The sequence below is a fragment of the Lysobacter sp. Soil_C_15 genome (genome assembly GCF_057657315.1).
Window position 1 is genome coordinate 106282 of the sequence record NZ_JBDGIR010000003.1, and the last position, 16489, is coordinate 122770.

The window sequence follows — 16489 nt, forward strand, 5'->3', positions numbered from 1 at the left end:
CGATCTTCCAGGGCGTGCCGAACTTCAACCCGGTGCCGAGTCCGATCCCGGCGCGCATGAAAGGCCTCAACCGGGCCGAAATCTGCGACGTCAACTTCGTCGAGTTCGTGCGCGGCTGGAACGGCCGCGCCGATGCGCGCCCGGCCGCCGACGAGGCCGTGCTCGACGGCAGCGCGCTGGACGCGCGCGGCTTCCGCGAATTGTTCGAGTCGCAGCTGATCAGCCGCCACCTGGACCTGATGGCGCGGGTGCTGCGGGTGCAGAACAAGGTCTTCTACACCATCGGCTCCAGCGGCCACGAAGGCAATGCGATGGTCGCGCGGCTCGCGCGCCACACCGATCCGGCCTTCCTGCACTACCGCAGCGGCGGCTTCATGGCCGAACGCTTCCGCAAGCTGCCGGGCATGGACCCGGTGATGGACTCGGCGCTGTCGTTCGCGGCGAGCAAGGACGACCCGGCGTCCGGCGGCCGGCACAAGGTCTGGGGCAGCAAGCCCCTGTGGGTGCTGCCGCAGACCTCGACCATCGCTTCGCACCTGCCCAAGGCGCTGGGCACGGCGGTGGCGATCGAGACCGCGCGCCGGCTCGGCCATGCGCTGCCGATCCCGGACGACAGCATCGCGATCTGCTCCTTCGGCGACGCCTCGGCCAACCACGCCACCGCCCAGACCGCGTTCAACGCCGCCGCCTGGACCGCCTACCAGAAGCTGCCGGCGCCGGTGCTGTTCGTGTGCGAGGACAACGGCATCGGCATCTCGGTCAAGACCCCCGGCGGCTGGATCGGCAACCGCTTCCGCAACATGGACGGCCTGGATTACTTCGCCGCCGACGGCCTCGACCTGGCCGGCGGCTACGGCGACGTGCAGCGCGCGGTCGAGCATTGCCGCCGCACCCGCCGGCCGACCTTCCTGCACCTGCGCACGACCCGGATCATGGGCCACGCCGGCACCGACTTCGAGATCGAATGGCGTTCGGTCGAAGAGCTGTGCGCGGTCGAGGCCAGCGACCCGCTGTTGCGCTCGGCGGCGATCGCGCTGGAATCGGGGCTGATGTCGCGCGAGGACGTGCTGGACCTGTACGAGGCCACCCGCGCCAAGTGCTTCGCCGCGGCCGAAGAGGCCGACCGCCGGCCCAAACTCGATCGGCTCGACGAGGTGATCGCGCCGCTGGCGCCGTACTCGCCCGAGGCGGTCGCCGCGGAGGCCGCGCGCGCCGACTACCAGGCCCGCCGCCTGGAGGTGTTCGGCGGCGAGGCCAAGCTGCCGGAAGCGCAGGCGCCGCGCCATCTGGCGATCCAGATCAACAACGCCCTGCACGACTTGTTCGCCAAGTACCCCGAGACCTTGCTGTTCGGCGAAGACGTGGCGCAGAAGGGCGGCGTCTACACCGTCACCAAGGGCCTGCAGAAGGCGTTCGGCCCGCGCCGGGTGTTCAACACCCTGCTCGACGAGACCATGATCCTGGGCATGGCCCAGGGCTTCGCCAACGTCGGCCTGCTGCCGATCCCGGAAATCCAGTACCTGGCGTATTTCCACAACGCCTGCGACCAGATCCGCGGCGAAGCGGCTTCGCTGCAGTTCTTCAGCAACAACCAGTACCGCAACCCGATGGTGGTGCGCATCGCCGGGCTGGGCTACCAGCGCGGTTTCGGCGGCCACTTCCACAACGACAACTCGATCGCCGCGTTGCGCGACATCCCCGGTCTGGTGGTCGGCTGCCCGTCGCGCGGCGACGATGCGGCGACCATGCTGCGCACCCTGACCGCGCTGGCCAAGGTCGACGGCCGGGTCGCGGTGTTCCTGGAGCCGATCGCGCTGTACATGACCAAGGACCTGTACGAGGCCGGCGACGGCCAATGGCTGACCGCCTACCCGGCGCCGGACCAGGCCATGCCGCTGGGCGAGGGCCGCACTTACGGCGAGGGCGAGGACCTGGTGATCTTCAGCTACGGCAACGGCGTGCCGATGAGCCTGCGCGCGGCGCGGGCGATCGAGGGCAAGCACGGCTGGAAGACCAAGGTCGTCGACCTGCGCTGGCTGGTGCCGCTCAACGACGCCTACATCGCCGAGCAGGCGCGCGGCGCCAAGCGCATCGTCGTGGTCGACGAAGGCCGGCGCAGCGCCGGCGTCGGCGAGGGCGTGATCACCGCGCTGGCCGAGGCCGGCCTGGGCGGCGTGCCGATGCAGCGCGTGGTCGGCGTCGACACCTACACCCCGCTGGCCGGCGCGGCCTTCCTGGTCATTCCGGGCGACGAGGACATCGTCGCCGCGGCCGACCGGCTGGTCTGAGCCGGCGCCGCGGCGCGGTCCGGGCGATCGCCGCCCGGCCGTGCCGCGAACGCGGCCCGTTGCCGCGGCCGCCGCGATCGGGCCTTCCGCCGCGCCGGATCGGCGCATCAGGACGCGATCACGGCGCCGGCGGCATAATGGCCGCAGCGACGTAGGGGGAATCGAATGTGCGGTCTGGCGGGCATGTGGCAGGCAGCGGCGCGGCAGCCGGAAGACGCGCTGCGGCGCCTGGCGGCGGCGATGGGCGAAGCGCTCGCCCACCGCGGCCCCGACGATGACGGGGTCTGGGCCGATCCCGCCCACGGCGTCGCCCTGGCGCACCGGCGCCTGAGCATCCTCGACCTGTCGCCGCTGGGCCATCAGCCGATGGCCTCGGCCGACGGACGCTACGTGATCGCCTACAACGGCGAGGTGTACAACTTCGCCGAACTGCGCGAGGCCCTGGTCGAACGCGGCCATGCCTTCCGCGGCCATTCCGACACCGAGGTGTTGCTGGCGGCGGTGGTGGAGTGGGGCGTGGAAGCGGCGCTGGCGCGCTGCAACGGCATGTTCGCGATCGCATTGTGGGACCGCGAGCGGCACGCCCTGTGGCTGGCCCGCGACCGGGTCGGCAAGAAACCGCTGTACTACGGCTGGGCCGGCGACACCCTGGTGTTCGGCTCCGAGCTCAAGGCGCTGTGGCGCCATCCCAATTTCGACAACGGCGTCGACCGCGACGCGCTGGCGCTGCTGTTGCGCTACGACTACGTGCCGTCGCCGTACGCGATCCACCAGGACACCTACAAGCTGATGCCGGGCGCTTTGCTGCGGCTGGACGCGCAGACGGTAGCGCGCGGCGCGGCCGGGCACGACCCGCACCGCGACCAGCGCCGCTACTGGGATGCGCGCGAGCGCATGTCGGCGGCGATCCGCGCTCCCTTCGACGGCGACATCGACGCCGCCGAGGAGCGACTGGACGAACTGCTGCGCGACGCGGTCGGCCTGCGCATGGTCGCCGACGTGCCGGTCGGGGTGTTCCTGTCCGGCGGCACCGATTCGTCGGTGGTCACCTCGCTGATGCAGACCCTCAGCGCCAAGCCGGTGCGCAGCTTCACCATCGGCTTCCAGGACTCGCACCACGATGAGGCGCCGCTGGCGCTGGAAGTCGCGCGCCACCTGGGTAGCGACCACACCGAGCTCTACGTCAGCGGCGCCGATGCCCTGGCGGTGGTGCCGCAGTTGCCGACCATGTTCGACGAGCCCTTCGCCGACGCCTCGCAGGTGCCGACCGCACTGGTCTGCCGGCTGGCGCGCAGCCAGGTCACCGTGGCCTTGTCCGGCGACGGCGGCGACGAGTTGTTCCTCGGCTACACCCGCTACGAGCGCGCCCTGCGCAATCTGCGCCTGCTCGGGCAGGTGCCGGCGCCGTTGCGGCGCTGGCTGGCGGCGAGCGCGCGCGGGCATGGCGAGACCTCGCGCGCCGGCGGCTTCGCCGCATTCGCGGCCGAGATGGGCGCGCGCGGCATCGGCGACGTCTACCGCAACCGGATCGTGCGCTGGCGCTTTCCGCAGGCCGCGGTGCCGGGCGCGAAGCTGCCGCCGACTCTGTACGACCGGGCCGAGCCGCTGGACGGCCTGGGCACGCCGGCCGACGCGATGATGCTGGCCGATTACGCGGTGTATCTGCCCGACGATCTGCTGTGCAAGGTCGACCGCGCCAGCATGGCGGTGAGCCTGGAGGCGCGCGCGCCGTTGCTGGACACGCGGGTCGCCGAGTTCGCCTGGTCGCTGCCGCTGGCCTACAAGCGCGACGGCGGCAGCAAGCGCCTGCTCAAGCGGGTGCTCAAGCGCTATCTGCCCGATGCGATGGTCGACCGGGAAAAACGCGGCTTCGGCGCGCCGGTCACTCAATGGCTGCGCGGCGATCTGCGCGGCTGGGCCGAGGCATTGCTGGATCCGGCGCGGCTGCGCCGCGAAGGCTATCTCGACGCCGACCTGGTGCACGGGCTGTGGCGGCAATTCCAGGCCGGCGAACGGCGCTGGCATACCCATCTGTGGAACGTGCTGATGTTCCAGGCCTGGCACGCGCACTGGCGCGCGCAGCGCGACGCCGTTGCCGCAGGCGCGGCGCCCCAAGGGATTTCCTTCCGGTCGTAAGCCACGACCGGGACGCGTGGAAAAACCAAGGCGGGGTAACCGATCCAATCGAGGCCCCGACGCGCGGGCTGCGCCATCGGGTGAACCGGCACGCGAGCCCGATTCACCGGGCTTCGGCGCCTGCGCCTGGGGACGTCGCTTCGCTGGTCGCGGCTTGCCCCGCTCCTGCAGGGGGGCTGCGATAGGCGGCCCGGCTCAGCGCGCCAGGCCGTCGAGCAGCGGCTGCTCGCTGACCGCCTGGCCATCGATGCTCAGCGCCTGCGCCTCGCGCTCCAAGGGCAGCACCGCCAGCGCCAGGTGGGTGTCGCCGCTGCCGGCGCTGGCCGCGACCGTGCCCAGCACCGACTCGGTGCCGCGCACTTCGGCGCCCTCGGCGATCGGCGCGGCGGCGGCGAACAGGACCAGACCACGCTTGGCCTTGCCGAGGAAGTGGGTGCGGGCGACGATTTCCTGGCCCGGATAGCAGCCCTTCTTGACGCTGAAGGCGCGCAGGCGCTCCAGCGACAGCTGCTGCGGCGTCCAATGCTCGGCCTGGGCCGCGGCCAGCCGCGGCAGGCCGTGGCCCAGGTCGGCCAGGGCCCAGCGCGCCGCCGCCTCGGCGTTGGCCGGGGCGGGCGCCGGCGCCAGGATCAGGCTGCGGGCTCCGCCGTCGCCGCTGTAGTCCAGTTCCAGCCCGGCGTCCTCGTCGCCGGCCAGGGCCGCGTCCCGGGCCTGCGCGGGGCGGCCCCAGCGGCCGGCGGCGTGCAGGTCCTCGCGCACCGCGATGGCGACCTTGCTGCGGAACACGAAGCGACGCAGCCGCTCGGCCAGCGCCGCGGCGTCGGCGTCGGGCACGACCAGGCGCAGCCGCTGATCGGACAGACGCAGCAAAGCGAACAGCGCGATCACCCGGCCCTTGGGCGTCAGCCAGCCGTTCCATTGCCACTGGCCGTCGCCGAGCGGCTTCACGTCGTTCATGAACTGCGCCTGGGCGAAGACCGCGGCGTCGCGGCCTTCCAGGGCGATTACGGTATGGCCGGGCAGGGCGAAGGCCTGTCCGGGCAAGGCTTGCGGGTTGTCAGGCATGGGGGCCGGGAATTAATATTTAACGCTGTGATGATAGGCGAAACCACCCCGGAAGCACGTTCGGACCCGACGTCCGAGACCCCGGCGACTCCCGTGCCCGACACGGGAGGCCACTCGCCTTCCGCCAAGGACGCTCCGACGGAGCGAGCTCCGCGTGAGCACGGTGGTCGCGAGGGTCTCGAACCGACCCGTTACGGCGACTGGGAAAAGAACGGCCGTTGCATCGACTTCTAGTCCGCTGGAACGCAGATCCGACAGCCCGCTTTTCAAGCACACCCCCACATAGCGCTCCCACGCTTCCCGCCACGCGGCGCCGCCGCCCAGCCGAGATTGCCATCGCTCATGGCGAACCGCGAACGACCCTTGTCACCCCACCTGCAGGTTTACCGCTGGCAGGTGCAGATGGTGACCTCGATCCTGCACCGGGCCACCGGTGTCATCCTTTCCATCGGCGCGTTGCTGATCGCCTGGGCGCTGCTGGCCCTGGCCGGCGGTCCGGAGTCGTGGGCCAAGTTCGTCGCCTGCGCGCGCTCGCCGCTCGGCTTCCTGGTCCTGTTCGGCTGGACCTGGGCGCTGTGCTACCACCTGATCAACGGCATCCGCCATCTGGTCCAGGACGCCGGCTACGCCTACAAGATCGAAGCCTTCGTCCGCAACAGCTGGATCAGTGTGATCGGCAGCCTGGTCCTGACCGCCCTGGTCTGGATCGCCGCCATGATGTCGCGAGGTGGCGCATGAGCACTCAGGATTCCAAGCGTCTGCGCAACCCGCTCAAGACCGCGCGCGGCCTGGGCTCGGCGAAGGACGGCACCCATCACTTCGTGGTCCAGCGCGTCACCGCGATCGCGATGATCCCGCTGGTGCTGTACGTGGTCGGCCTGATCGTGTCGTGGATCGGCGCCGATTACGCCGCGGTGCGCGCCTCGGTCGCCAACCCCTGCAACGCGGTGTTGCTGAGCGCGTTCCTGATCGCGATGTTCTGGCACGCCAAGCTCGGCCTGCAGGTGGTCATCGAGGATTACGTCCATACCCCGGGGCTGGCGATCGCATCGCAGCTCGCGGTCGTTTTCGTTTGCGTACTCGCGGCCCTCGCCAGCGTGCTCGCCATCATCCGCATCGCGTTGGGAGCCTGAGCCGTGGCCTCTGCCTACAAGATCCAAGAACACACCTTCGACATGATCGTGGTCGGCGCCGGCGGCGCCGGCCTGCGCGCCACCTTCGGCCTGGCCCAGAAGGGCCTGAAGACCGCCTGCATCACCAAGGTCTTCCCGACCCGTTCGCACACCGTGGCGGCGCAGGGCGGCGTGGCCGCGGCGCTGGCCAACATGGGCGACGACAACTGGCAGTACCACTTCTACGACACCGTCAAGGGCTCCGACTGGCTCGGCGACCAGGACGCGATCGAGTACATGTGCCGCGAGGCGATCCCGGCGATCATCGAACTCGAGCACTACGGCGTGCCGTTCTCGCGCACCGACGACGGCAAGATCTACCAGCGTCCGTTCGGCGGCATGACCACCCAGTTCGGCAAGGGCCCGCCGGCGCAGCGCACCTGCGCCGCCGCCGACCGCACCGGCCACGCGATCCTGCACACCCTGTACCAGCAGTCGCTGGCGCACGACGCGCAGTTCTTCATCGAGTACTTCGCGCTCGACCTGATCATGGACCAGCACGGCGTCTGCCGCGGCGTGCTCGCCCTGGACATGGCCGAGGGCACCCTGCACCTGTTCAAGGCCCAGGGCACCGTCCTGGCCACCGGCGGCTACGGCCGCGCCTACTTCAGCGCCACCTCGGCCCATACCTGCACCGGCGACGGCGGCGGCATGGCCCTGCGCGCCGGCCTGGGCATGCAGGACATGGAATTCGTCCAGTTCCACCCGACCGGCATCTACGGCGCCGGCTGCCTGATCACCGAGGGCGTGCGCGGCGAAGGCGGCATCCTGCGCAACAGCAACGGCGAGCGCTTCATGGAGCGCTACGCGCCGAGCGTGAAGGACTTGGCGCCGCGCGACATGGTCAGCCGTTCGATGACCATCGAGATCCGCGAAGGCCGCGGCGTCGGCGAGCACAAGGACCACATCCTGCTCGACCTGACCCACCTCGGCCCCGACGTCATCCACAAGAAGCTGCCGGGCATCGCCGAATCGGCGCGCATCTTCGCCGGCGTCGACGTCGAGAAGGAGCCGATCCCGGTGCTGCCGACCGTGCACTACAACATGGGCGGCATCCCGACCAACTACCACGGCGAAGTGGTGCAACTGCGCGACGGCAACCCCGACGCGGTCGTCCCGGGCCTGTACGCGATCGGCGAAGCCGCCTGCGTGTCGGTGCACGGCGCCAACCGCCTGGGCTCGAACTCGCTGCTCGACCTGGTCGTGTTCGGCCGCGCGGTGGCCAACCGCTGCGCCGAGACCATCGTCCCGAACGGCAAGCAGGCGCCGCTCGCCGGCGATGCCTGCGACAGCGCGCTGGCGCGCCTGGACAAGCTGCGCAACGCCAACGGCGGCACGCCGACCGCGGTGATCCGCGACAAGATGCAGCGCACCATGCAGGCCGACGCGGCGGTGTTCCGCACCAGCCAGACCCTGGCCGAAGGCGTAGCAAAGATGCGCGAGATCCACGCTTCGTTCGCCGACGTCAAGGTCACCGACCGTTCGCTGGTGTGGAATTCGGATCTGATCGAAACCTTCGAGCTGTCCAACCTGCTCGACCAGGCCCTGGTCACGATCGTTTCGGCCGAGAACCGCAAGGAGTCGCGCGGCGCGCATGCGCACGAGGACTTCCCGGAACGCGACGACGTCAACTGGCAGAAGCACACGCTGTGCTGGGTGGACGACAAGGGCGAGACCCGGATCGACTACCGTCCCGTCCACATGCAGCCGATGACGGGCGAGGTCGCTTCGATCCCGCCGGCCAAGCGCGTCTACTGATCCGGAGCGAGCACCGTGGCTGAATTTTCCCTACCCAAGAACTCGCAGATCCAGAAGGGCCGCCACTGGGCGTCTCCCGGCGCCAAGCAGCCGCGCACCTTCAAGGTCTACCGCTGGAACCCGGACGACGGCATGAACCCGCGCGTCGACACCTACGAGGTCGACCTGGCCGCGTGCGGTCCGATGGTTCTGGACGCGCTGATCAAGATCAAGAACGAGATCGACCCGACCCTGACCTTCCGCCGGTCCTGCCGCGAAGGCATCTGCGGTTCGTGCGCGATGAACATCGACGGCACCAACACGCTGGCCTGCACCAAGGCGATCAGCGACTGCGGCGGCAACGGCGAGCTGCCGATCTACCCGCTGCCGCACATGGAAGTGGTCAAGGACCTGGTGCCGGACCTGACCCACTTCTACGCCCAGTACGCCTCGATCAAGCCCTGGCTGCGCACCCAGAGCCCGGCGCCGTCGGACCGCGAGCGGCTGCAGTCGCCGGCCGACCGCGAGAAGCTCGACGGCCTGTACGAGTGCATCCTGTGCGCGTGCTGCTCGACCAGCTGCCCGAGCTACTGGTGGAACGGCGACCGTTACCTCGGCCCGGCGATCCTGCTGCAGGCCTACCGCTGGATCGTCGATTCGCGCGACGAGGACACCGGCGCGCGCCTGGACGATCTGGAAGACCCGTTCAAGCTGTACCGCTGCCACACGATCATGAACTGCGCCCGCACCTGCCCGAAGGGTCTGAACCCGGCGCGGGCGATCGGCGAGATCAAGAAGCTGATGCTGGCGCGCCGCGTCTGATGCGCGGCCGGCCGTGCCGCCGTCGTTGCGGCGCCGCGGCCCTCCAGCACCGACTCACGACGGCGCCCGGTGGCGCCGTCGTGCCGTTACGCCCACCGCAACGGCGGCCGCGCGCCGCAAACGGGGTCGAGCATGCCGTCGAAGGCGATCTTCCTGCCCGCACTGGCGATGGTCGCGCTGACCTGCGCGGTGTGGATCCGCCTGTACGTGGTGCGGATCGGGCAGATGCGCCGCGACCGCATCCATCCGCAGGCGGTGGCGACCTCCGCGCAGGCCGCAGCGAAACTGACCGACAGCGCGGCGGCGGACAACTTCCGCAATCTGTTCGAACTGCCGGTGCTGTTCTACCTGGCGCTGACGGTGGCGGCGTTGAGCGGCCTGGCGGACGCGGCGACGCTGGCGTTGGCCTGGGCCTTCGTCGCCCTGCGCGTGCTGCACAGCCTGATCCACTGCGGCTACAACCGGGTCATGCACCGTTTCACCGCCTACTTCGCCGGCGCGGTCGCGCTGTGGGCGTTGTGGATTCACCTCGCAATCGGATTGCTCCGCTCATGACTCGCCCATCCCACCGCCATCTCCTTCGGCCGATGTACCGCTACGCTGTCGCGCTGCTGGCCGTAGCCACGGTGTCGTCGGCGCTGGCCGCAACGCCCGCCGGCCAGACCGCCGCCATCGATAGCGCTGCCGGGCAAAGCGGGCTCGCCGACGCGCGCAGCCTGCTCGAGGCCATCGGCTATCCCGCGCTGATGCGGCAGATCCTGCAGCTCACCGCCGGGCAAGGGCCGAGCGGTCCGGACGATTCGCGCAGCGACGCCGAGCGCGAGCTGGTCCGGCGCTGGACCGCGGCGATGCCGATGGCGCCGTTCGCAGACGGCGCCGCCAGCCGCCTGGCGGCCGCGAGCAGCGCGGCCGAACTGGCCCAGGGCCTGGCCTATTTCCGCAGCGACGCCGGCCGCACCGAACTGGCCTGCATCCGCGCCGCGCTAGGCACGCCCGGCGTACCGGACTGCATCCGCGAGCGCGGCGGCGAAGCGCAGTACCGGGCGCATCGGGCCTTCGCCGAGACCTCGATCGAAGACAAGCTCGGCAATGTCATGGCGGACGGCGCGTCGGAGGAGGATTTCCGCACTGCGGCGCGCCTGGCGGTCGAGAACGACCCGGCCCTGGCCAAGGACGCCGCCGCGCACTGCCAGCGCAACCCCGGCGGCCTGTGCGACGCGCTGGAAAGCGCGCCGGCGACGCCGTGAACGCAACGAGGAGCTCATGAACGACGAGACCGGCGCAAGCGAGCGCGAACGAAGCGACGAACTGGAACTGCGCCGCCTGCGCTGGCGCTGCCGGCGCGGCATGCGCGAACTGGACCAGTTGTTCGGCCGTTATCTCGACCGCGCGTGGCGGCAAGCTTCCGACGCCGAGCGCGGCGTTTTCCTACGGCTGCTGGAAACCGAGGACGATAAGCTCTGGCACTGGTTCATGGGCCACGAGGCTTCCAGCGATGCCGAACTGCAGCGACTCGTCGAATCGATCGGCAGGCTGCCGCCCTGAGCGCGGCGCGGCGGACGTGGGCGGCGCGCCGGCGACGCGCCTGGCGGCTCAGCAGGGCAGGGCGCAGGACACCCGCGCCGCCATCGGCCTCGGACCGCGACGCCCGGCCGCATCGGCGGCGAGCGACGGGCGGGAGCAAGACGGCCTGCTGTGGCGCCCCTCGCGCCTGCTCGCGGCCGGCCTGATCGCCTTGGGCCCGGCCGCCGCCGCGGCCTGCCTCGGCAGCGAACTGCCGGCGCCGCTGGCTTGGCCGCTGGCGGCCGCGGCCCTGGCCTGGACCGCGCATTCGGCCCGGCGAGAGCTGCGCCGTCCGCCGCACCGGCTGCTGCTGCGCGGCGGCCGCGCCTGGCTCGACGGCCGCCCGCTGAGCCACTGGCAGGTGCATTGGCGCGGCTGGCTGGCGCGGTTGGAGTATCGCGATGCCGACGGCCACCGAGGCCGCCTGCTGTGGTGGCCCGACACCCTGGCGGCCGCGCAGCGGCGTGAACTGCGGCTGGCCGCCGCGGTCTCAGCGCCTGCGCCCGAGGCGCGATCGATGGCACCATGAGCCGGGACTCGGGACTCGGGACTCGTGAAACAGCTTGCCGCGAAACCCGCTCTTGCGAGTCCCGAGTCCCGAGTCCCGAGTCCCGCCTCGAACCAACCCGAATCCCGAACCCAATCCCTGATGTTCAAACCCATCTCAGTAGCCATCGGCCTGCGCTATCTGCGCGCCAAGCGCCGCAACGGCTTCATTTCCTTCATCTCGCTGGCCTCGATCGCCGGCATCGCGCTCGGCGTGACTGCGTTGATCACCACCCTGGCGGTGATGAGCGGGTTCCAGCGCGAGATCCGCGATCGCATGCTGCAGATGGCCGCGCACGCCACGGTCAGCGCCTACGGCGAGCCTTTGACCGAGTGGCGGCAGGCGGTGGACAAGGCCCAGGCCGACCCGCGCGTGGCCGGCGCCGCGCCTTACATCGAGAAGGAAGCGCTGTTGTCCGCCACCCGCCAGCAGCCGGCGATCATCCGCGGCGTCGATCCGTCCCAGGAGCGCAAGGTCTCGGTGCTGGCCGACAAGATGGTCGAGGGCAAGCTCGACTCGCTCACTCCGGGCAGCTTCAACATCGTGCTCGGCAAGGAACTGGCGCTGTGGATGGGCGCGCAGGTCGGCGACAGCGTGGTGGTGATGACCGCCGACGGCCGCAGCACGCCGATGGGGGCGATGCCGCAGCTCAAGCGCTTCACCGTCAGCGGCATCTTCGAGGCCGGCTACAACGAGTTCGACAAGGGCCTGGCGGTGGTCAACATGCACGACGTCCAGCGCGTGCTGCGGATGGGCGAGGGCGTGACCGGGGTGCGCCTGCGCCTGCACGACATGGACCAGGCCTGGAACGTGGCGCGCGACCTGGCGGTGAGCCTGGGCGGCCCGTACCGGGTCAGCGACTGGAGCAGCGACAACGCCAACATGTTCCGCGCGCTGAAGATGGAAAAGACGGTAATGGCGATCCTGCTGTCGCTGATCATCGCCATGGGCGCGTTCAACCTGGTCTCCTCGCAGGTCATGCTGGTCACCGACAAGCAGGCCGACATCGCCATCCAGCGCACCCTCGGCCTGACCCCGATGAGCGTGATGCGGATCTTCGTCGTCCAGGGCACCCTGATCGGCATCATCGGCACCGTGCTCGGCGTGGTCGGCGGCATCGTCCTGACCCTCAACCTGGAGCACATCCTCAAGGCGATCGAGCGCGTGCTGAAGGTGCAACTGCTGCCGGAGGACGTCTACTACATCACCGGCCTGCCGACCGACCTGCAGACCAGCGACGTGGTGATCATCGCCGGCGTGGCTTTGGCGATGGCCTTCCTGGCCACCATCTACCCGGCCTGGCGCGCCGCGCGCACCGCGCCGGCGGAGGCCTTGCGCTATGAGTGAGGCGCCGATGCATTCCGATTCCAACGGCGCCGACGTGGTCCTGCAGTGCCAGGGCCTGGCGATGACCTATGCCGAAGGCAAGTTGCGCACGCCGGTGTTCCACGACCTAGACCTGAGCGTGCGCAAGGGCGAGACCGTGGCCATCCTAGGCGCGTCCGGCGCCGGCAAGAGCACCCTGCTGCACCTGCTCGGCGGCCTCGACACGCCGACCGCGGGCGAGGTCTACGTCGCCGGCGAGCGCATGAGCGCGCTGTCCGACCGCGCCCGCGGCCTGCTGCGCAACCAGGCGCTGGGCTTCGTCTACCAGTTCCATCACCTGCTGCCCGAGTTCACCGCGCTGGAGAACGTGATGCTGCCGGTGCTGCTCGACGGACGCAGCCGCTCGGCCACCACCGCGCAAGCCAAGCAGCGCGCGCGCGAACTGCTCGAAGCGGTCGGCCTGGGCCACCGCCTCGACCACAAGCCAGGCGAGCTGTCCGGCGGCGAGCGCCAGCGCGCCGCGGTCGCGCGCGCGCTGGTCAACCGGCCGGCCTGCGTGCTCGGCGACGAGCCGACCGGCAATCTCGACGAGAAGACCGCGGCGACGGTGTTCGAGCTGATGCTCGCGCTGAACCGCGACCAGGGCACCAGCCTGGTGCTGGTGACCCACGACCGCCGCCTGGCGCGGCGCCTGGACCGCGTGCTGGAACTGCACGAGGGCAAACTGCGGCAACTGGACGCCGCCGAGGTGTAGCCATGTTCGATGCGGCAAGGACGCCGCCGTTCGGAAAACGCGTAGCGATCGCATTGTTGGCCGGCATCGGCGCCGGCCTGGCCCTGCCGCGCGTTTGCCCCTGGATCGCCGCCGCGCTGCTGGCGGCCCTGGCCGCCGCGCTGTGGTGGCGGGTGCCGCGCTGGCGCCCGCCGGCCGCGTTCGTATTCGGTTTCGCCTGGGCCGGCTTGCATGCGGCCTGGGCGCTGAGCCTGCAACTGCCGCCGGACTGGGAGAAGCGCGAACTCTCGCTGCGCGGCCGCATCGTCGAGCTGCCGCTGCACGAGCCGCGCCGCACCCGCTTCGATTTCCGCGTCGACGACGATGCCGCGCAACCGGCGCCGCTGCGCGGCCGGCTGGTGCGCCTGTCGTGGTACGACCAGGACCCGCAGCCGCGTTCGGCCTTGCGCGCCGGCCAGCGCTGGCAGCTGCGGGCGCGCCTGCGCGCGCCGCGCGGGCTGCGCAACCCGGGCGCGCCGGACGCCGAGCGCTATGCGCTGATCGACCGGCTCGCCGCCACCGGCTATCTGCGCAAGCCCGAGCAGGCGCGGCGCCTGGGCGAAGCGCAAGGGCTGCAGGCCTGGCGCGAAGCCATGTCCGACCGCATCGCCGCTGCCGTGCCCACGCCCGGCGCGCGCTTCGTGCGCGCGCTGGCGCTCGGCGACACCCGCGGCCTGGAGCAACGCGACTGGAGCGTGTTGCGCGCCAACGGCCTGACCCATCTGATCGCGATTTCCGGCTTCCATGTCGGCCTGGTCGCCGGCGCCGCGGCCTGGATGGCGCGAGCCTTGTGGTGGCTGTGGCCGGGGCTGGGGCGGCGCTGGCCGGCGGCGACCGCCGCGGCGCTGGCGGCGATGCTCGGCGCCGGCGGCTACGCCGCCGCGGTCGGTTTCGCTCTGCCGACCGTGCGCACCTGGCTGATGATCGCGGTGGTCGCCGGCCTGAGCCTGTCGCGCCGGCGCTGGCGCGGTTTCGACGCCCTGGCGGTGGCGGCGCTCGCGCTCGCCCTGGCCGATCCGCTGGCCCTGCTCGGGGCCGGGTTCTGGCTCAGTTTCCTCGGCGTGGCCTGGCTGATGTGGTGCCTGCCGGCAACAGGCGGGGCCAGCGGCTGGCGCGCGCGTCTGGGCGGCTTCCTCGGCGCGCAGGGCGTGGCCAGCCTGGGCCTGTTGCCGGTGGCGGCCTGGCTGTTCGGCCAGGCTTCGCTGGCCGGCCCCGTCGCCAACCTGCTGGCGGTGCCGTGGTGGAGCCTGCTGGTGGTGCCGCTGGCCTTGCTCGGCACCGCTCTGGAGTGCCTGCACCCCGGCGCCGGCGCACCGCTGTGGCGGGTTGCGGCGGCCTGTTTCGAGCCCGGCTGGCCCTGGTTCGCCGCCCTGGCCGACAGCGGCCTGGCGCTGTGGTGGCTGCCGGAGCCGCGCTGGTATGCCCTGCCGCTGGCCCTGGCCGGCGCGTTCTGGTTGCTGCTGCCGCGCGGCACTCCGGGCAAGGCCCTGGCCGCGCTGCTGTGGCTGCCGTTGTTATGGCCGGACCGGCAACTGCCGCGCCATGGCGAGGTCGAAGTGGTCGCGATCGACGTCGGCCAGGGGCTGTCGGTGCTGGTCCGCACCGCCGGCCACAGCCTGCTGTACGACGCCGGCCCGGCGGTGCATGACGGCTACGACGCCGGCGAGCGCGCGGTGCTGCCGAGCCTGCGCGCGCTCGGCGTACGCCGCCTGGACCGGGTCGTCGCCAGCCACGGCGACAACGACCACGCCGGCGGCCTGGGCGCGGTGCTGGCCGAGTTCGCCGCGCCGCTGACCGCACCGCCGGAGGTGGCCGGGGAGGCGATGCGCGGGCTGCGCAGCGTTGCCTGCCGGGCCGGGCAGAGCTGGGCCTGGGACGGCGTGCGCCTGCGTTTCCTGCACCCGCCGGCCGACTTTCCCTACCTGGGCAACGAATCCAGCTGCGTGCTGCGGATCGACGGCGCCCACGGCAGCGTGCTGCTGACCGGCGACATCGGCGAAGTGGTCGAACGCGACCTGGTCCGGCGCTCGGCGCAATCGCCCGACGAGCGACTGCGCGCCGACGTGGTCCTGGTCGCCCACCACGGCAGCGGCGGTTCCTCCGACCCGGCCTTCGTCGCCGCCACCGGCGCCCGCCACGCGCTGGTCTCGGCCGGCCACGGCAACCGCTTCGGCCATCCGCGCAAGCCGGTGCTGCAGCGCTGGCGCGAGGCCGGCGCGCGCACCTGGCTGACCGCCGAGCAGGGCGCGCTGCGGGTCCGGCTGGGCGCCGCCGGCATCGCCGTGGAAACGCGACGCCAGACACACCCGCGCCTGTGGGATGCGACCCGGCGCACGGACCCTGGGCTATCCTATCGCCCGGATTGAAGTCGGCCACGGGCCGGAGGTTCGCGAGTGCTGGAACTGGTCAAGGCCGGCGGTTGGCCGATGATTCCGTTGTTGATGTTGTCGGCGGTAGCGCTGGCGATCATCGTCGAACGCCTGTGGACCCTGCGCCGGCGCGCCGTGCTGCCGCCGAATCTGGGCCAGGAAGTACGCGCCTGGGCGGCCTCCGGCAAGCTCGACCCGGCGCATATCGAGTCGCTGCGCGCGACCGCGCCGCTGGGCGCCTTGCTCGCCGCCGCGCTGGACGTGCGCCATCGCCCGCGCGAGGAGATCCGCGAGCGGATCGAGGACGTCGGCCGCCATCTGGTCCACCGCATGGAGCGTTATCTGAACACGCTCGGCACGATTTCCGCGGCCGGCCCGCTGTTGGGCCTGTTCGGCACCGTGGTCGGCATGATCCAGATGTTCCTGGTCATCAACGACCACGGCATCGGCGATGTCAACCAACTCGCCGGCGGCATCGGCAAGGCGCTGGTCTGCACCGCCGCCGGCATGATCGTGGCGATCCCGGCGCTGATGGCCCACCGCTGGTTCCGCGGCCGCATCGCCGAGTACATCGTCGCGATGGAGCACGAGGCCATCGCCCTGGTCGACGTGCTGACCCCGGGCACGGCCGAAGCGCGCGCGCACGAAGCGCGTCCGCCGGTGCGCCTGGCCGGCGGCCAGGCCGGCTGAGG

Annotated in this window: 16 protein-coding genes; 15 read left to right on the forward strand and 1 reads right to left on the reverse strand. The window is 71.3% G+C overall.

What is annotated here, in order from left to right:
* The first annotated feature begins 56 nt into the window (after positions 1 to 56).
* Together AC3A57_RS08400 and asnB are read left to right on the forward strand one after the other, a co-directional pair.
* Positions 57 to 2288 (forward strand): thiamine pyrophosphate-dependent enzyme, encoded by a 2232-nt coding sequence (locus AC3A57_RS08400; protein ID WP_487578833.1) that lies wholly within the window; start codon positions 57 to 59, stop codon positions 2286 to 2288.
* Between the two features lie 165 nt (positions 2289 to 2453).
* Complete coding sequence (gene asnB / locus AC3A57_RS08405) at positions 2454 to 4424, forward strand: asparagine synthase (glutamine-hydrolyzing) (RefSeq protein ID WP_487578499.1); 1971 nt, start codon at positions 2454 to 2456, stop codon at positions 4422 to 4424.
* A 195-nt stretch (positions 4425 to 4619) separates the two neighbouring features.
* On the opposite strand, the gene ygfZ is transcribed toward asnB, so the two are convergent.
* The gene (gene ygfZ, locus AC3A57_RS08410) at positions 4620 to 5489 is read right to left on the reverse strand and encodes a CAF17-like 4Fe-4S cluster assembly/insertion protein YgfZ (protein WP_487578500.1); all 870 of its coding nucleotides are present in this window, start codon (positions 5487 to 5489) and stop codon (positions 4620 to 4622) included.
* A 30-nt stretch (positions 5490 to 5519) separates the two neighbouring features.
* Here ygfZ and AC3A57_RS08415 point away from each other — a divergent pair, with 30 nt between their 5' ends.
* From AC3A57_RS08415 to AC3A57_RS08475, 13 genes are all read left to right on the forward strand, one after another.
* Positions 5520 to 5723, forward strand: coding sequence for a DUF1674 domain-containing protein (locus AC3A57_RS08415; protein ID WP_487578501.1), 204 nt, complete (start codon positions 5520 to 5522; stop codon positions 5721 to 5723).
* Between the two features lie 108 nt (positions 5724 to 5831).
* Positions 5832 to 6227 carry a succinate dehydrogenase, cytochrome b556 subunit gene (gene sdhC / locus AC3A57_RS08420; protein WP_487578502.1) on the forward strand — a complete coding sequence of 132 codons (396 nt, stop codon included), beginning with the start codon at positions 5832 to 5834 and terminating at the stop codon, positions 6225 to 6227.
* Positions 6224 to 6622 carry a succinate dehydrogenase, hydrophobic membrane anchor protein gene (sdhD, locus tag AC3A57_RS08425; protein ID WP_487578503.1) on the forward strand — a complete coding sequence of 133 codons (399 nt, stop codon included), beginning with the start codon at positions 6224 to 6226 and terminating at the stop codon, positions 6620 to 6622. The genes sdhC and sdhD overlap by 4 nt, the downstream gene beginning before the upstream one ends.
* 42 nt (positions 6623 to 6664) lie before the next feature.
* Complete coding sequence (gene sdhA, locus AC3A57_RS08430; protein ID WP_064747585.1) at positions 6665 to 8419, forward strand: succinate dehydrogenase flavoprotein subunit; 1755 nt, start codon at positions 6665 to 6667, stop codon at positions 8417 to 8419.
* A gap of 15 nt (positions 8420 to 8434) precedes the next feature.
* On the forward strand, positions 8435 to 9220 hold the full coding sequence (locus AC3A57_RS08435) for a succinate dehydrogenase iron-sulfur subunit (protein WP_487578504.1): 786 nt from the start codon (positions 8435 to 8437) through the stop codon (positions 9218 to 9220).
* 132 nt (positions 9221 to 9352) lie between these two features.
* The gene (locus AC3A57_RS08440; RefSeq protein ID WP_487578505.1) at positions 9353 to 9775 is read left to right on the forward strand and encodes an MAPEG family protein; all 423 of its coding nucleotides are present in this window, start codon (positions 9353 to 9355) and stop codon (positions 9773 to 9775) included.
* Complete coding sequence (locus tag AC3A57_RS08445) at positions 9772 to 10467, forward strand: hypothetical protein (protein ID WP_487578506.1); 696 nt, start codon at positions 9772 to 9774, stop codon at positions 10465 to 10467. Before AC3A57_RS08440 ends, AC3A57_RS08445 begins: the two co-directional genes overlap by 4 nt.
* A 16-nt stretch (positions 10468 to 10483) precedes the next feature.
* On the forward strand, positions 10484 to 10765 hold the full coding sequence (locus tag AC3A57_RS08450) for an FAD assembly factor SdhE (protein ID WP_487578507.1): 282 nt from the start codon (positions 10484 to 10486) through the stop codon (positions 10763 to 10765).
* 16 nt (positions 10766 to 10781) lie between these two features.
* A complete protein-coding gene (locus AC3A57_RS08455) occupies positions 10782 to 11312 on the forward strand; it encodes a hypothetical protein (RefSeq protein ID WP_487578508.1) in 531 nt (176 codons plus the stop codon).
* Between the two features lie 120 nt (positions 11313 to 11432).
* Positions 11433 to 12677: a lipoprotein-releasing ABC transporter permease subunit gene (locus AC3A57_RS08460; RefSeq protein WP_487578509.1), complete on the forward strand. Its 1245-nt coding sequence runs from the start codon at positions 11433 to 11435 to the stop codon at positions 12675 to 12677.
* Between the two features lie 7 nt (positions 12678 to 12684).
* Positions 12685 to 13410, forward strand: a complete 726-nt coding sequence (gene lolD, locus AC3A57_RS08465; RefSeq protein ID WP_487578510.1) for a lipoprotein-releasing ABC transporter ATP-binding protein LolD — start codon at positions 12685 to 12687, stop codon at positions 13408 to 13410.
* A 2-nt stretch (positions 13411 to 13412) separates the two neighbouring features.
* Positions 13413 to 15794, forward strand: a complete 2382-nt coding sequence (locus AC3A57_RS08470; protein ID WP_487578511.1) for a ComEC/Rec2 family competence protein — start codon at positions 13413 to 13415, stop codon at positions 15792 to 15794.
* Between the two features lie 27 nt (positions 15795 to 15821).
* Positions 15822 to 16487: a MotA/TolQ/ExbB proton channel family protein gene (locus AC3A57_RS08475; RefSeq protein ID WP_487578512.1), complete on the forward strand. Its 666-nt coding sequence runs from the start codon at positions 15822 to 15824 to the stop codon at positions 16485 to 16487.
* Positions 16488 to 16489: the final 2 nt, after the last annotated feature.

Coding starts and splice junctions, on each gene's coding strand:
- AC3A57_RS08400 (WP_487578833.1), top strand. CDS start 57: ATGAAAGGCCTCAACCGGGCCGAAATCTGCGACGTCAACTTCGTCGAG.
- asnB (WP_487578499.1), top strand. CDS start 2,454: ATGTGCGGTCTGGCGGGCATGTGGCAGGCAGCGGCGCGGCAGCCGGAA.
- ygfZ (WP_487578500.1), bottom strand. CDS start 5,489: ATGCCTGACAACCCGCAAGCCTTGCCCGGACAGGCCTTCGCCCTGCCC.
- AC3A57_RS08415 (WP_487578501.1), top strand. CDS start 5,520: ATGATAGGCGAAACCACCCCGGAAGCACGTTCGGACCCGACGTCCGAG.
- sdhC (WP_487578502.1), top strand. CDS start 5,832: ATGGCGAACCGCGAACGACCCTTGTCACCCCACCTGCAGGTTTACCGC.
- sdhD (WP_487578503.1), top strand. CDS start 6,224: ATGAGCACTCAGGATTCCAAGCGTCTGCGCAACCCGCTCAAGACCGCG.
- sdhA (WP_064747585.1), top strand. CDS start 6,665: ATGATCGTGGTCGGCGCCGGCGGCGCCGGCCTGCGCGCCACCTTCGGC.
- AC3A57_RS08440 (WP_487578505.1), top strand. CDS start 9,353: ATGCCGTCGAAGGCGATCTTCCTGCCCGCACTGGCGATGGTCGCGCTG.
- AC3A57_RS08445 (WP_487578506.1), top strand. CDS start 9,772: ATGACTCGCCCATCCCACCGCCATCTCCTTCGGCCGATGTACCGCTAC.
- AC3A57_RS08450 (WP_487578507.1), top strand. CDS start 10,484: ATGAACGACGAGACCGGCGCAAGCGAGCGCGAACGAAGCGACGAACTG.
- AC3A57_RS08460 (WP_487578509.1), top strand. CDS start 11,433: ATGTTCAAACCCATCTCAGTAGCCATCGGCCTGCGCTATCTGCGCGCC.
- lolD (WP_487578510.1), top strand. CDS start 12,685: ATGCATTCCGATTCCAACGGCGCCGACGTGGTCCTGCAGTGCCAGGGC.
- AC3A57_RS08470 (WP_487578511.1), top strand. CDS start 13,413: ATGTTCGATGCGGCAAGGACGCCGCCGTTCGGAAAACGCGTAGCGATC.